Consider the following 12,694-nt stretch of genomic DNA (forward strand, 5'->3'; position numbering starts at 1 on the left):
ATCCTGCGTTGTCGTCCCGCCTGTCACCATGGTTGTCAGCGTGTAGGTAATCGTATCGCCCGCCTGAACGCCCACTCCATCGCCCACATCCGATACCTTGGACGTGCTAAGCAACACCTTTTGATTGACCACCGTGCAGTCAATCTCGCTGTCGACAGCCACCGCCTCGGATGAGAGCGTAAAGGAATTATCGTCGAAGGAGACCGTTCCCCCGGATCCCATCCCGAGGCAGATAACGTCATCGAGAACCCAGTTGGGCGGTAGGGTCTCGGAAATGACCGTTTCGACGCCGACTTCTGACAGGATCTGCGTATCGCCGCGCTCCGCAACGCCTTCTGACACGGTCGTGATCGTCTGGCTTTGCCAGCCATTGTTGCCAGTGAAAGTAAAGCTGCCCAAGTCGTCAAAAGTCGTCTTGCGGACAGTCAATCTGGGCAGTTTGACAAACTCGACCGTGCCCTGTGCCTGATCGTTGGCCGTTTCGAAATCATCGTTTGTCGGATCGCCGTCTCCGTCAGGGACAGACCGATCAAGCGAGGCGATGATGGGATGGCTTCCCGAGACGGCATCGGAATTGGCCACAAGCGGGATGGTGAAGGTGATGCCGCCACCTGCCCCTCCGGGGACGGCCGCGGGTGCCAGCGGCGTATTCACCGCGCAGGACACCATCTGCCCGGAAACCGTACATCCCGCAACCGGGCTGGCCGTCCATCCTGTCGGCACGGCAATATTGATGGCAAACCCATCCGAGGCTTCGACGGTACCGGGGCCCAGATTGGTGGCACTCACCGTCATGTTCATCGTATCGCCGGGTGCATTGTAGACGCCCGTCGGCGTGGAGATGGCAATCGAAAGGTCGGGGCGACCGGCAATCGTGAGAGAACAGCTACGGTCTTCCTGATCCACATGCGTAATTTTGTCTACACAACTACCTATTTGTGCGAAGGAATTCTCCAGAACACCAGTGGGTCTCTGTGAGATTGTCGCTCCGTAACCGTCACCCGGCAGAACGTACAATTCGCTGCTTGCACTATACTCTGTCGGATCGTTTCCTGTGGCGGATGTGTATGGATCGGCGTTCTCACCCGTCTGTCCATTTCCGTTATCCAGAAGGACATCATCCTTCGTGAGGTTAATCAGCCAGCCGGGCCCACCGACAGTCTGATCCCAGGCGAAATCGGAAAATGTCAGAAGAGCCGAGTGTCGGGATTGTTCCAACTGCCCGCAATAGACGTTGATGCCATCGTAACCCCGCCCGCCAGCCTGCCTGTGAATGCCAGAAGCGGCACGATTGGTAGTGTTTGTGCAAAACCAGCCACGAAAAAAGTGCCTAGCGTTCCCTTCATTCACGCCGACAGTCTTCTCCTCCGCAGTTGCGGTCGTGTCGACCGAAACCCAGTCCGACGCTCCTAATTGTAATGGTCGGCACGCCATCCGCAGGCTTGAAGCCCAGAATGCCCGCGGAGCCGTTCTGCGATCATAGCCGCCAAGCCGCTGTATGATCTGGCCGGACGGGCAGTAGCCATCTTGGGTCGTGCCCTTATATGGATACCCATGCCCGAGCACAGCGGGGGTGCCGTTTGCAGTCGTCTGAGTCGTCGCCACGGTCCCGTTGGGGAGCACAGATATCGACGCACAGTAGAGCCCGACCTGTGCTGTCATGCCCCTGGACTGCACACCCGGGGAACTCATGGAGGCATCGACGTGGTGGAGCCCGCGAAGGATCGTACCTGCAGGGCATTTGTAAGCCTCAACCGACCCCTTGTTAGATCCGATGGTGCCTACATAGTTACCGTCCCCCCGGAAACCGATGCCTATTTGAGAGAAGGCAGAATCCGAAAAAAGACAAACTAAGAGAAAAAATATAAATCTTAGTAATATTCTCTCCACCGAAGGCACCAAATCTTAGGAAATATGAAAATTAATAGTAAATTAACCGGTTATGATAAAAAAACCGGAAAAAAATATCAGTATCAAATTTTAAGAGATGAATCTTCGAGAGAACCGGAAGAACGCCAGCACGGCCACAAATGTGGTCGATGGTGGGCCCGGAGGGACTCGAACCCCCAACCAAGCGGTTATGAGCCGCCGGCTCTAACCAATTGAGCTACAGGCCCGGTGCGCGATGGATTAATTGCTTTTTCGCCGTCGCACAAGCCATCTTGCCGCAATCGATACACAATCCATCGCTAGGTGCCCTTTCGGGACATCGCAAAAGGAGATTTCCATGACCAAATCCATCTTCCCCGCCGCATTCGCTGCTCCCGTGCTTGCTGCTTCGCTGTTTGCCGCAGCCCCGGCTCACGCCGATGACAAAGACATGCGAATCATCGTGACCGGAGAGGGAGAAGCCGCCATCAGTCCCGATATGGCGATCCTGACCATCGCCGTGGTGCGCGAAGCCGAAACGGCGCGCGCCGCGCTCGACGCGAACAATGAAGCGATGACCTCCGTGATCGATGCGATGAAGGAAGACGGCATCGAGGCGCGCGACCTGCAGACGGGCGGCCTGTCCATCAACCCGCGCTATGTCTATCCGAACGACAAGAATGACGAGAAGACGCCACGCATCGTCGGGTACGAGGTCGGCAACACGCTGACCGTACGCATCCGCGACCTCGACAAAGTCGGCGCCATCCTTGATCGGTCGGTCACCCTGGGTGTGAATCAGGGCGGTGGCCTGAGCTTTACCAACGACGATCCGTCCGCCACCATCACCGAAGCCCGCAGGCGCGCCGTAAGAGACGCGCTGGACAAGGCGAAGACACTCGCTGAGGCCGCTGGCGTTGAACTGGGCAACATTGTCGAGATTTCCGAGCAGATGCAGCAACGTCCGCCGATGCCCTATGCCGGCAAGGCCATCCGGATGCAGGCTTCCGCAGATGCAGTTCCAGTAGAAGCCGGCGAAAACACCTATCAGGTGCAGGTCAACGTAACCTTCGAGCTCGACAGATAAGCCGGGCATCACGCCGGGGAACATTTTAGCCGCCGGCGAATGCCGGCGGCTTTTATGTGTCTGGATGGAGAATTCCAGGAAATGCGGAACCGATCCGATCAGCGAATCACCGGGCAGCGCGGCGCACGGGCAAACACCACGTGCTGACGTCCCCAGTGGGTGCGTCCGGCCACGCGGATGATGTTGCGGTTGGCCCTCACGACGCGGGCACGGCGCAACCCCATGCGCTCCGCCTTGCGAACCGCCTGACGCGGCGAGCAGGCACGATAATGGCGGCGAGGACGTTCGGCCCGATGGCTACGTCCGCTATTGCCATAGACATAACCGCCCGACGGACCGCCAATACCAAAGCCGAAATAGAGACTGTCCGCCAGAGCCGTGGCGGGCGCTGCCGCCAGAGTGCCCAGCCCGATCATTGCGGAAAGAGTGGCGATCTTCAGTTTCTGAAACATGGTGCTCTCCTTGCTGGTTCGGGACCCTCACGCCCCTTCATGGAGATCACGATGTCAAACCGCGCCTGAACGGTTCGCGAATGTGCCGTTCATACCGTGTTCAGCGACCCGCCGACAAAGCGGCAAGCCATTGCGTCCTGTTGCGCTGCTCGGTGATGCGCGTGATTTCGCCGCCATCGATTTCGAAGAACATGCCACCCGGCAGCGCATAGGTCTGTCCCGTAGCTTCCGGCAGACCGTCCGCCCTTGCCCGATAGGTGCCGCGGACGGTGAATTCCGCTGCCACACGCACACCGCCCGGCGCGCTCATGACAGCAATGTCGGCAAGGCGTTCATCGAAATGTCGCGCCGCAAGCCCAAGACGCCAGCGCAGTTTCTCGCGGCCAATCTCCCGCTCCCCGTCAAAGGGATCATGCGCGACATCCTCGCTGACAAGCGCCAGCGCTGCATCGTGATCACTGGCGTTCAATGCATCCAGATAGGATTGCACCAGGCCGGACGCCTCTTCTCTGGACATGCTCGTCGCTCCTCGTTCATCGCTCGTTCCGGAAGACAATCCCGCATCCCGTCTATGGTTCCTCATCCAGGATGAAGGCGAAATAATCCTCCACCTCGGCCAGTTCGTCCTCGCTCGCCTTCACGCGACCACGCATGGAGATGCCGGCCTGGTGCACCGTGTTGGGATCGCCGGAAACAAGTGGATGCCACCACGGCAATTCCTTCCCCTCCGCCACCAGGCGATAGCCGCACGTGCTGGGCAGCCAGGGAATGGTTCCCACATTGTCGGGTGTGAGCCGCACGCAGTCCGGAACGCGCTTCAGCCTGTTCTGATAGTCGCTGCACCGGCATGTGCTGCCATCGAAAAGGCGGCATCCCACACTCGTCCAGTAAATCTCGCCGGTCTCCTCATCCTCGAGCTTGGCGAGACAGCATTTGCCGCAGCCGTCACATAGAGCCTCCCACTCCCGGTCGGTCAATTCCGCGAGCGTCTTGGTCTTCCAGAATTCTTTTGTCGTCATGATCGAGCTTTGGACCGCCACGCATCGCGCGTCAAGCGCCGTTTCAGGCCGCATTTCCGCCGCGCGCCCGCCACCATCACGCCATGGTTTCACACGCTCCGGTATCAATCGCGCGGAAAAGGGAACCGAACGTCATCGAAGCGGTTAAGCCGGCGATGGGACGCCTGCACACAGGAGAAAATCTATGTCGACGCGAAAGCGGATCATGACGACAACCGCCCTTGGCCTGCTAATTGCCGCCACGCCGTTGGCGATGCAGCGGAGCCTTGCAGCCGAGCGTTCTGCCGGCATGGTGCTTGCACAGGCCGAAAAGCCCGAAGGCATGACGGAAGAGGCCTGGCGCGCGCTCTTGAAGAAGCGCGGCGGCGAAGCTCAGGAAGAAGAGGCGCCGGCTGAAGAAGAAGCCGCCCCGGCAGCCGAGCCGGAGGAAGCACCGGAGGCAGAAGCCGCCCCGCCGGCGCCCGAACCGGAACCCGGCCAGCCTGCCGCCGGGGAGGAAGCGCCCGCGGAGCCCCCGGTCGAAACACCTGAAGACACGGAAAGCGCTCCAGCGATGGAAGAGCCGACCGAGCCGGAGAGCGAGGCTGCGCCAGAGGAAGTCCCTGCCGAAGCCGAAGCACCGGAAGAGCAGGCTCCCACCCCGGTTAAACCAGAGGCCGAGGAAGAAGCGCCCCCAGCGAAGGATGCTCCTGCTGAGGATGAGCGTGTCGAATCCGAACCCGAAGCGGCACCGAAAGAAGCCCCAGCCGAAACGGAAGCATCGGAAGAACCCGCACCTTCGCCTCCTGAAGATGAAGCCGCTGAAGAACCGGCGCCCACTGCCGAGCCGCCTGTCACAGAGACGGAGAAGGCCGCTCCGACCGCCGGCGAGCAGCCCGAGGCAGAGGGCGAAGCTGTCCCGCAGGCACCCGAAACCACGGAACCGGTTGATGAAGAAAGGCCGGCAACCGATACGGAGGAGCCGCAGGATGCGCGGGAAGAACCGGAGGCAGGTGCCCGGCCTGAACAGCAGGGCTCCGAGCCTCTGCCTGAAAACGCTGCTCCGGTTCTCGACAGTGCAAAGGAGCCGGAAGCAGGTGGCGAAGCACAGCCCCGCTCCGAAACCGAAGCACCTGAGGCAGACGGCGCCGAAGCTTCTGCAGAAGCACGCAGGGCACCTCCGCCCGAAAGCGATGCCGAGGCACAGGCAGATGCTGTCGACCCGGAAACGCTTCGCACCGAGATCCGCAATATCCTTGAAGAGCAGGGTCAGCGCATCGAGATGGGCGCCACCCGGGAGGAACGCAGCGAGCGCCAGCGTGAACTTCGCCAGCGGCGCGAGGATGCCGAGGTGGTGCGTGAATTCAACGACAACCGCACCATCATCCAGATCAACAATCAGGTGTTCGTTGAAAGCCAGGACAGCGACCGTCTCATCCGTGACGATGACGAGGTTTTCTACGAAGAGCTGCCGCGCGGTCGCGTGCGCGAGGTTGTCACACGACCCAATGGCGTCCGCCTGATCACCGTCCGCAACCGCTATGGCGATGTCATCCGCCGTGTGCGCATCGCGCCGGACGGGCGTGAGCAGGTTCTCGTTTTCGTGCCGGACGAGCGGCTGGACACGGTCGACCGCTGGCGCGACCCGGCCCGCGACCTGCCCCCGCTCCGGCTGACGATCCCGGTCAGCGACTACATTCTTGAGGCCGAGCAGGTTGAGGATCCCGACCGCTATTACACCTTCCTGGAGAAGCCGCCAGTCGAACGGGTTCGGCGCATGTACTCGCTTGAAGAGGTGAAGCGTTCGGCCCGCGTGCGCGACATGGTGCGCCGTGTCGATCTCGACACGATCGAATTCGCTTTCGGATCGGCCGATATCGAAGAAAGCGAGATAGACGAACTCGAGGCAATCGCCACGGCGATCGAGCGCATGCTCGACGAGAACCCGGCCGAAACCTTCCTGATCGAAGGCCACACGGATGCGGTCGGTTCGGACCTGGCCAATCTGGCGCTGTCAGATCGCAGGGCCGAATCCGTTGCCCGCGCTCTGACGGATGTGTTTGGCATCCCGCCTGAAAACCTTGTGACGCAGGGCTATGGAGAACGCTATCTGAAGATCGATACCCAGGAGCGCGAGCGCGAAAACCGGCGCGTGGCCCTGCGGCGGATCACCCCGCTTGTCGCCCCCGTCGCCAGTGCCAACTAACCCGTGAGCGCTTTGCGCCTGGTGCCTTGAGAAAGGGCAGGCGAAAGGAGCCCGGCCGGACGTTCCCTCCTCCGGCCGGGTTTTCGTTCTGGCATTGCGTACAATCGCTTCTGGAGTTTCCAGCCAGAACAGGAATGCTTTAGAGATCGACAGATATGTTCAAAGGAGTTCTCCCGTGACCTCGAAGCGCCTGGGCGGCGTTATCGCCGCCGTTCCCACCCCCGTGACAGAAAACGGCGAGCCCGACACGGCACGATTCCTGCGCCATGCGGAATGGGCCCTCGACAATGGATGCCACGCCTTGAATGTCCTTGGCACCACAGGCGAAGCCAATTCGTTCTCAGCCGGTCAACGCATAGCGCTCATGGAAGCCGCCGCCAGTACTCTTGATCGCGCCCGGTTGATGGTGGGCACGGGAACCCCCGATCTGGAGACGACCATAGCGCTCACCCGCCGTGCGCACGATTTGGGTTTTGCCGCCGCGCTCGTTCTGCCACCCTACTACTACAAGGGCGTCAGCGACGATGGCCTGTTCGCCTGGTTCAAGCGCCTTGTCGCAGCCACATCCGGCAGCGCCATTCCCATCTATCTCTACAATTTCCCGCAGATGACAGGCCTCACGTTCTCGCCGGCTCTCGCCCGGCGTCTGAAAGAGGCCTTTCCCGACCGGATTGCCGGAGCCAAGGATAGCTCGGGCGATCTCGACTACGCATCGGAACTCGCCAGGATCGACAGTTTCGATGTCTTCCCAAGCAACGAGGCCGCACTTTCCAGGGCAGAAGCGGAAGGCTATGCCGGCTGCATCTCGGCCACCGCCAGCGTGACCGCGCCGCTCGTCGCCAAATTATGGGCCGAGCCCACCAACGACGACGCGCTTGAAGCCGCGTCGAGCGCCCGCACCGCGATTTCCGCGCAGCCGCTCATTCCCGCCGTAAAATACCTGACGGCTAGGCTGCACGATGATACCGGCTTCGCTCTGCCGCTCCCGCCGCATATGCCGCTTACCGACGCGCAGAAAGCGGCCCTGGACGAAATCCCTCTCTAAAACAGCGAAACGGCAGCTCCGCATTGCGGAACTGCCGTCTTTTTACTGGCACCGTGCGAAGCGAATGGCTGCGCGTCAGCCCGCCTTCTCACCCAGTTCCGAGATGCCGCCATTGGCCGCAGACCATTCGAGCGGCTGGTTCAGGAACTTCTCCACCTCATCGAGCGTCTTCTCGTCGAACAGTTTCTCCGTGCGCGCAACCTGCAGCACGTCCCACCAGGTGGTGAGATAGTGAAGCCGCATGCCCGCATCCTCCAGCCGCTTGGGCGTATCCGGAAAAATCCCGTAGTAGAACACGGCAAATGTGTCGGTCACTTCAGCGCCCGCCTTGCGCACCGCCTCGGCGAATTTCAGCTTGCTGCCGCCATCCGTGGTCAGATCCTCCACCAGGAGCAGCCGCGCACCCTCGTTCAGATTGCCTTCGATCTGCGCATCCCGGCCAAAACCCTTGGGCTTTTTGCGCACATAGAGCATGGGCAGGCCGAGCTTGTCGGAGAGCCAGGCGGCAAACGGGATACCCGCCGTCTCGCCACCGGCCACCGCATCGAACTTCTCGAAGCCGGCATCGCGCAAGACGACTGAGGCCGCGAAATCCATGATTGCCGAGCGAATACGCGGGTAGGAAATGAGTTTCCGGCAATCGATATAGACCGGGCTCTTGAGCCCCGATGTGAAGGTGTAGGGCTCATCGGCCCGGAAATGAACCGCCTTGATCTCGATCAGCATCTTGGCCACGGTCTCGGCAATCAGGGCGCGGTCGGGGAATGTGTTGGCGAACATGGCTGGCTCTCGTTTGGTGACGCGGCTTTCAGCTATCAGGATTGAACGCCGGGCGGAAGTTTTTCCGACAATATTCCGGTGGATGGCTTTGCACCATCCGTCCCACAATTTTCTCGACGCATCGTGTCGGAATGCGGCAAGGTTCGCCGTCTTCCAATCGAGAAAGGAACCGGAATGCTCTACGCAATTCTCTGCTATCACAATGAAGACGTCGTCATGTCCTGGTCCCAGGAAGAGGACGATGCAGTGCTTGCCAAGCGTCGGCGGGTTCAGAAGGAGCTTGTCGATACGGACCGTATGGGGCCGGCAATCCGGTTGATGCCCACCTCAGCGGCAACGACGCTCCGCGCTTCCGGCAACGAGCACCTGGTGCTCGATGGCCCCTTCGCAGAGACCAAGGAACAGTTACTCGGCTTCTACGTCGTCGATTGCGAGAACCTGGAAGAGGTTGTCGATTTCGCCAAACGCATGAAGGAAGGCGAGAGCGTGACCTTCGAGATCCGTCCGGTACAGATTTTTGAGAAAGGCAACCTGCCTGAAAGGGAACCGTCCGCCAAATGACCGAACTGGCCTGGATCGAGAATGCACTGACCAGCGCGCGCCCGCAGGCAATGGGCGCGCTCCTGCGCTATTTCCGCGACCTCGACCGGGCCGAAGAGGCTTTCCAGGAGGCGTGTCTCCGGGCCCTGAAGAACTGGCCGGTCAAGGGTCCGCCGCGCGACCCGACAGCCTGGCTGATTTTCGTCGGCCGCAATGCGGCACTCGACGGTGTGCGGCGCGACAGCCGCAACACCGCATTGCCGCCCGAAGACAGGATATCGGATCTCGAGGATGCCGAGGCCGATATGGCCGAGCGGCTGGACGATGCGCATTACCGGGACGACATCCTGCGGCTGATGTTTGTGTGCTGCCATCCCGACCTGCCCGCGACCCAGCAGGTGGCGCTTGCATTGCGCATCGTCTCAGGTCTGAGCGTGCGAGAGATTGCGAGCGCCTTTCTGGTTGGCGAAAAGGCGATGGAACAGCGCATCACCCGCGCCAAACGCCGGGTCGCCGAGGCCAATGTTCCCTTTGCGGCACCCGACGCCGTCGAGCGCTCTAAGCGGCTCGGTTCGGTCGCCGCGATGATCTACCTGGTCTTTAACGAAGGTTATTCGGCGACCAGCGGCGCGGACGTCGTGCGCGCCTCGCTATGCGATGAAGCGATCCGGCTTGCCCGCCTGCTGTTGCGGCTCTTCCCCTCCGAGCCCGAGATCATGGGGCTCCTCGCCCTGATGCTTCTCCAGCACGCCCGCAGCGCCGCCCGCACGGATGCCGATGGCAATGCCGTTCTGCTCGACGACCAGGACCGCACGCTCTGGAATCGCACCGGCATTGAGGAGGGTCTGGCCCTGGTGGACAAGGCTCTGCGCCACGGACGGCCGGGGCCCTATCAGGTGCAGGCGGCGATTGCGGCACTTCACGCGCGCGCCCGCACGCCTGAGGAAACCGACTGGGAGGAGATAGATCTTCTCTACCAGATGCTCGAAAGCCAGACACCCTCACCCGTCATCACGCTCAACCGTTCCGTTGCCATATCGAAAATCCGGGGGCCTGAGGCCGCGTTGCAGCTGATCGCCCCTCTGGCCGAGCGCCTGTCAGGCTATTTCTATTTCCACGGCGTGCGCGGCGCCTATCTGAGCGAGATCGGGCGCACGGAAGAAGCGCGCGAAGCGTTCGACCGTGCCATCGCACTCGCCCGCACGCCGGCCGAAGCCGCGCACATCCGCCAGCACCTCGACCGGCTGGCCGTGAAAACCCGGGCCATCTGAACACCGCTGAAAAAATTCAGACAGATTGTCGGGTCCGCCGGTCGCCATTCGTCCTGATGACAAGTCCCGATATCCGGGCCTTGCCATCAGGAGAAAATCATGTCCGAAACACATGTCGTTGCAGATGAACAGGAAATGCCGAAGACACTCGGCGGCGTCGTCCCCTATCTTATGGTTGATGGCGCCTCCAAGGCCGCCGAATTCTACAGGCAGGCCTTCGCTGCCGAAGAAGTCTTCCGCCAGCCGGAAGACGAGAACGGCCGCACCATGCACATTCATCTCTATATTCACGGCGGTTCGCTCATGCTGAGCGACGCCTATCCGGAATATGGACAGGAATTGCGCGACCATGCCGGATACACGCTGACCCTCGCAGTCGAAGATGTCGACGGCTGGTGGGCGCGTGCAGTCGGTGCCGGCATGGAAGTCGTCATGCCTCTGGAACGCATGTTCTGGGGAGATCGCTACGGCCAGCTCCGCGACCCGTTCGGCGTGACCTGGGCCATCGTCGGGAAATAACCCCGCGTCCCGGGAACGCTGGCTCACCTTCTCTCGCGGCGCATGGCCCTTTCCCAGGTGCTCCCCAAGCCCCGGGGCCTTTCCGCGCCGCGATGGGCGGCCGGGGACCAAAACATCCCCGGCCGTTTTGCCCCGATCGCTTTACAGGAACACCTCCCGCACACTAGTCTGTGTCGGCAAGGGATCGAGAGGCGTTGCCCCATCCCTCTTCGCCGACGCAGAGCGCTATGCCGCGTCAACATCTTCTCACACAAAAGCGATTGAGAGACAGACATGAGCCAGGTCAAAAGCGGCGATGTCGTGCGCATTCATTACACGGGCAAGCTGGCCGACGGCACGCAGTTTGATTCCTCGGCCGGACGCGAACCGCTCGAGTTCAAGGTCGGCAGCGGCCAGATCATTCCCGGTCTCGACCGGCAGATTCAGGGCATGAAGCAGGGCGAGAGCGGTACCCTGAACATTCCCGCAGCGGAAGCCTATGGCGCACGTGACGAAAACCAGGTGCAGGTCGTGCCCCGCTCGGCGCTGCCGCCGGAGCTCGACGTGCAGGTCGGCTCCAACCTTCAGGCTACCACCCAGGACGGAAATCAGATTTCCCTCACGGTGGTCGGCGTGGGTGATGATGAAATCACCGTCGACGCCAATCATCCCCTGGCTGGACACGATCTCATCTTCGACATCGAAGTCGTCGAGATCGTCGCTGCCTGAATAGAACAATACGGAAGCCGCCGGTGCGTCGGCACCGCGGCTCCCGGGTTCGCCATGCGGTCTTACTGCGGGATCGCGTCCGACGAATACTGTTCGGCGAATTCCGCGGATGGCGGGATTGGTTTGATGACGTCGATCAGCACACCGTTTGGATCGGCGGTGATGAAGTGACGCTGGCCGAACGCCTCATCGCGCAGTTCCAGCAGGACCGGAAGCCCCGCCCCTTTCAGCCGACCATATTCGGCATCCACATCTTCTACCTCAAAATTCAGGATCAGACCTGAAACCTGCCCCCGTCCGCTTTCCGGCACCGTCGCGTGCGTTCCGTCCAGAATGGCAAGATTGACGCTGGGGTCGTTCCTCGACTGGAGATGGACATACCAGTCCGCCTCAAAGGCGGGCTGAAAGCCGAAATGCGCGCAGTAAAACGCTGCTGTTTCGGCGACTTTGCCTGTCATGATGACCGGGTAATAGCTGGTGACTTTCATCCGCGTGGTTCCTGTTGGCGTTGCGCGCAACTGCATGTCCTGCTTCTTGCGACTGGTAAAACGCTTGCAATCGCCAGTCTCCGCTATAAACATACAGACTGCATGTATCATCAATTAACATACAGGCTGCATGTATGCAACAGGAATCCGCCCGCCGCACCAACCGCGAACGCAGTGAGGAAACCCGTGACAGGCTCATTCAGGCCGCCCGACGCCTTTTCGTGGAAAAATCCTACGCGGAAACGGGAACACCGGAGATTGTCCGTGAAGCCGGCGTCACGCGGGGCGCGCTCTACCACCACTTTGCCGACAAGCAGGCCCTGTTCGCCGCTGTCGCCGAGCGCGAAGCAGGGGCTGTGGCCGAGGAGATCGAGCGAAACACGGTCGGCTCTCCGTCAGCCACCGCCTCCCTGATCGAAGGCGGGAAAGCCTATCTCAAGGCGATGGCCGAACCCGGGCGGACACGCCTTCTGCTGCTTGATGGGCCTGCCGTTCTTGGCAGAAGCGGAATGGATGAAATCGATAACCGCCACGGCAACAGGACCCTGCGTGAGGGACTACAGGCGGCCATCGAGGCCGGGCAGATCCGCAGACTGCCTCTCGACGCATTAACTGGCCTGCTGGGCGCGGCATTCGACCGGGCGGCACTGGCGATCGATGCCGGTGCGGACGCCGCTGACTATCAGGCGGGCCTCACCGGCCTGATCGAGGGGCTGGCTCCGGCCTCGTAG

Annotated in this window: 14 protein-coding genes and 1 tRNA gene; 8 read left to right on the plus strand and 7 right to left on the minus strand. The window is 61.2% G+C overall.

The genetic code is table 11. From position 1 onward, the window contains the following. Both KUG85_RS15390 and KUG85_RS15395 read right to left on the minus strand, forming a co-directional pair. On the minus strand, positions 1–906 hold a 906-nt coding region (locus tag KUG85_RS15390; RefSeq protein ID WP_223005874.1), incomplete at its 3' end, for a prealbumin-like fold domain-containing protein. Between the two features lie 1,134 nt (positions 907–2,040). Continuing rightward, positions 2,041–2,117, minus strand: a tRNA-Ile gene (locus KUG85_RS15395). Between the two features lie 110 nt (positions 2,118–2,227). Between KUG85_RS15395 and KUG85_RS15400 the strand changes: the two genes are divergently transcribed. Continuing rightward, positions 2,228–2,956: an SIMPL domain-containing protein gene (locus KUG85_RS15400; protein ID WP_223005875.1), complete on the plus strand. Its 729-nt coding sequence runs from the start codon at positions 2,228–2,230 to the stop codon at positions 2,954–2,956. Between the two features lie 98 nt (positions 2,957–3,054). On the opposite strand, the gene KUG85_RS15405 is transcribed toward KUG85_RS15400, so the two are convergent. The 3 genes from KUG85_RS15405 to KUG85_RS15415 all read right to left on the minus strand — a co-directional run bounded on the left by KUG85_RS15405 (position 3,055) and on the right by KUG85_RS15415 (position 4,427). After that, positions 3,055–3,408 carry a hypothetical protein gene (locus KUG85_RS15405; protein WP_223005876.1) on the minus strand — a complete coding sequence of 118 codons (354 nt, stop codon included), beginning with the start codon at positions 3,406–3,408 and terminating at the stop codon, positions 3,055–3,057. Between the two features lie 100 nt (positions 3,409–3,508). Beyond that, entirely contained in the window at positions 3,509–3,925 is a 417-nt protein-coding gene (locus KUG85_RS15410; RefSeq protein WP_223005877.1) for a ketosteroid isomerase-related protein, read from the minus strand. 52 nt (positions 3,926–3,977) lie between these two features. Beyond that, entirely contained in the window at positions 3,978–4,427 is a 450-nt protein-coding gene (locus tag KUG85_RS15415) for a YcgN family cysteine cluster protein (RefSeq protein WP_223005879.1), read from the minus strand. A 184-nt stretch (positions 4,428–4,611) separates the two neighbouring features. Between KUG85_RS15415 and KUG85_RS15420 the strand changes: the two genes are divergently transcribed. Then, positions 4,612–6,612 carry an OmpA family protein gene (locus KUG85_RS15420; protein WP_223005881.1) on the plus strand — a complete coding sequence of 667 codons (2,001 nt, stop codon included), beginning with the start codon at positions 4,612–4,614 and terminating at the stop codon, positions 6,610–6,612. A 175-nt stretch (positions 6,613–6,787) separates the two neighbouring features. Further along, the gene (locus KUG85_RS15425; protein WP_223005883.1) at positions 6,788–7,657 is read left to right on the plus strand and encodes a dihydrodipicolinate synthase family protein; all 870 of its coding nucleotides are present in this window, start codon (positions 6,788–6,790) and stop codon (positions 7,655–7,657) included. Between the two features lie 75 nt (positions 7,658–7,732). On the opposite strand, the gene KUG85_RS15430 is transcribed toward KUG85_RS15425, so the two are convergent. Next, positions 7,733–8,437: an orotate phosphoribosyltransferase gene (locus tag KUG85_RS15430; protein ID WP_007007494.1), complete on the minus strand. Its 705-nt coding sequence runs from the start codon at positions 8,435–8,437 to the stop codon at positions 7,733–7,735. Between the two features lie 174 nt (positions 8,438–8,611). On the opposite strand from KUG85_RS15430, the gene KUG85_RS15435 reads away from it, so the two are divergent. From KUG85_RS15435 to KUG85_RS15450, 4 genes are all read left to right on the plus strand, one after another. Next, positions 8,612–8,998 (plus strand): YciI family protein, encoded by a 387-nt coding sequence (locus KUG85_RS15435; RefSeq protein WP_007007493.1) that lies wholly within the window; start codon positions 8,612–8,614, stop codon positions 8,996–8,998. After that, positions 8,995–10,248, plus strand: coding sequence for an RNA polymerase sigma factor (locus KUG85_RS15440; RefSeq protein ID WP_223005885.1), 1,254 nt, complete (start codon positions 8,995–8,997; stop codon positions 10,246–10,248). The genes KUG85_RS15435 and KUG85_RS15440 overlap by 4 nt, the downstream gene beginning before the upstream one ends. A 99-nt stretch (positions 10,249–10,347) precedes the next feature. Next, complete coding sequence (locus KUG85_RS15445) at positions 10,348–10,767, plus strand: VOC family protein (protein ID WP_065814875.1); 420 nt, start codon at positions 10,348–10,350, stop codon at positions 10,765–10,767. Positions 10,768–11,040: 273 nt separating this feature from the next. Next, positions 11,041–11,475 (plus strand): FKBP-type peptidyl-prolyl cis-trans isomerase, encoded by a 435-nt coding sequence (locus KUG85_RS15450; RefSeq protein WP_065814874.1) that lies wholly within the window; start codon positions 11,041–11,043, stop codon positions 11,473–11,475. A gap of 62 nt (positions 11,476–11,537) precedes the next feature. Here KUG85_RS15450 and KUG85_RS15455 read toward each other — a convergent pair whose 3' ends face one another. After that, complete coding sequence (locus KUG85_RS15455) at positions 11,538–11,963, minus strand: VOC family protein (RefSeq protein ID WP_223006354.1); 426 nt, start codon at positions 11,961–11,963, stop codon at positions 11,538–11,540. 134 nt (positions 11,964–12,097) lie between these two features. On the opposite strand from KUG85_RS15455, the gene KUG85_RS15460 reads away from it, so the two are divergent. Then, positions 12,098–12,694, plus strand: coding sequence for a TetR/AcrR family transcriptional regulator (locus KUG85_RS15460; protein WP_223005886.1), 597 nt, complete (start codon positions 12,098–12,100; stop codon positions 12,692–12,694).

Origin of the sequence: Nitratireductor rhodophyticola, from assembly GCF_019891355.1 — a bacterium.
GTDB lineage: Bacteria > Pseudomonadota > Alphaproteobacteria > Rhizobiales > Rhizobiaceae > Nitratireductor > Nitratireductor rhodophyticola.

Excerpts from the sequence above, each read along its gene's own strand:
- KUG85_RS15430 (WP_007007494.1), bottom strand. The coding sequence starts at position 8,437 with ATGTTCGCCAACACATTCCCCGACCGCGCCCTGATTGCCGAGACCGTG.
- KUG85_RS15460 (WP_223005886.1), top strand. The coding sequence starts at position 12,098 with ATGCAACAGGAATCCGCCCGCCGCACCAACCGCGAACGCAGTGAGGAA.
- KUG85_RS15405 (WP_223005876.1), bottom strand. The coding sequence starts at position 3,408 with ATGTTTCAGAAACTGAAGATCGCCACTCTTTCCGCAATGATCGGGCTG.
- KUG85_RS15450 (WP_065814874.1), top strand. The coding sequence starts at position 11,041 with ATGAGCCAGGTCAAAAGCGGCGATGTCGTGCGCATTCATTACACGGGC.
- KUG85_RS15420 (WP_223005881.1), top strand. The coding sequence starts at position 4,612 with ATGTCGACGCGAAAGCGGATCATGACGACAACCGCCCTTGGCCTGCTA.
- KUG85_RS15415 (WP_223005879.1), bottom strand. The coding sequence starts at position 4,427 with ATGACGACAAAAGAATTCTGGAAGACCAAGACGCTCGCGGAATTGACC.
- KUG85_RS15400 (WP_223005875.1), top strand. The coding sequence starts at position 2,228 with ATGACCAAATCCATCTTCCCCGCCGCATTCGCTGCTCCCGTGCTTGCT.
- KUG85_RS15445 (WP_065814875.1), top strand. The coding sequence starts at position 10,348 with ATGTCCGAAACACATGTCGTTGCAGATGAACAGGAAATGCCGAAGACA.
- KUG85_RS15410 (WP_223005877.1), bottom strand. The coding sequence starts at position 3,925 with ATGTCCAGAGAAGAGGCGTCCGGCCTGGTGCAATCCTATCTGGATGCA.
- KUG85_RS15435 (WP_007007493.1), top strand. The coding sequence starts at position 8,612 with ATGCTCTACGCAATTCTCTGCTATCACAATGAAGACGTCGTCATGTCC.
- KUG85_RS15440 (WP_223005885.1), top strand. The coding sequence starts at position 8,995 with ATGACCGAACTGGCCTGGATCGAGAATGCACTGACCAGCGCGCGCCCG.
- KUG85_RS15455 (WP_223006354.1), bottom strand. The coding sequence starts at position 11,963 with ATGAAAGTCACCAGCTATTACCCGGTCATCATGACAGGCAAAGTCGCC.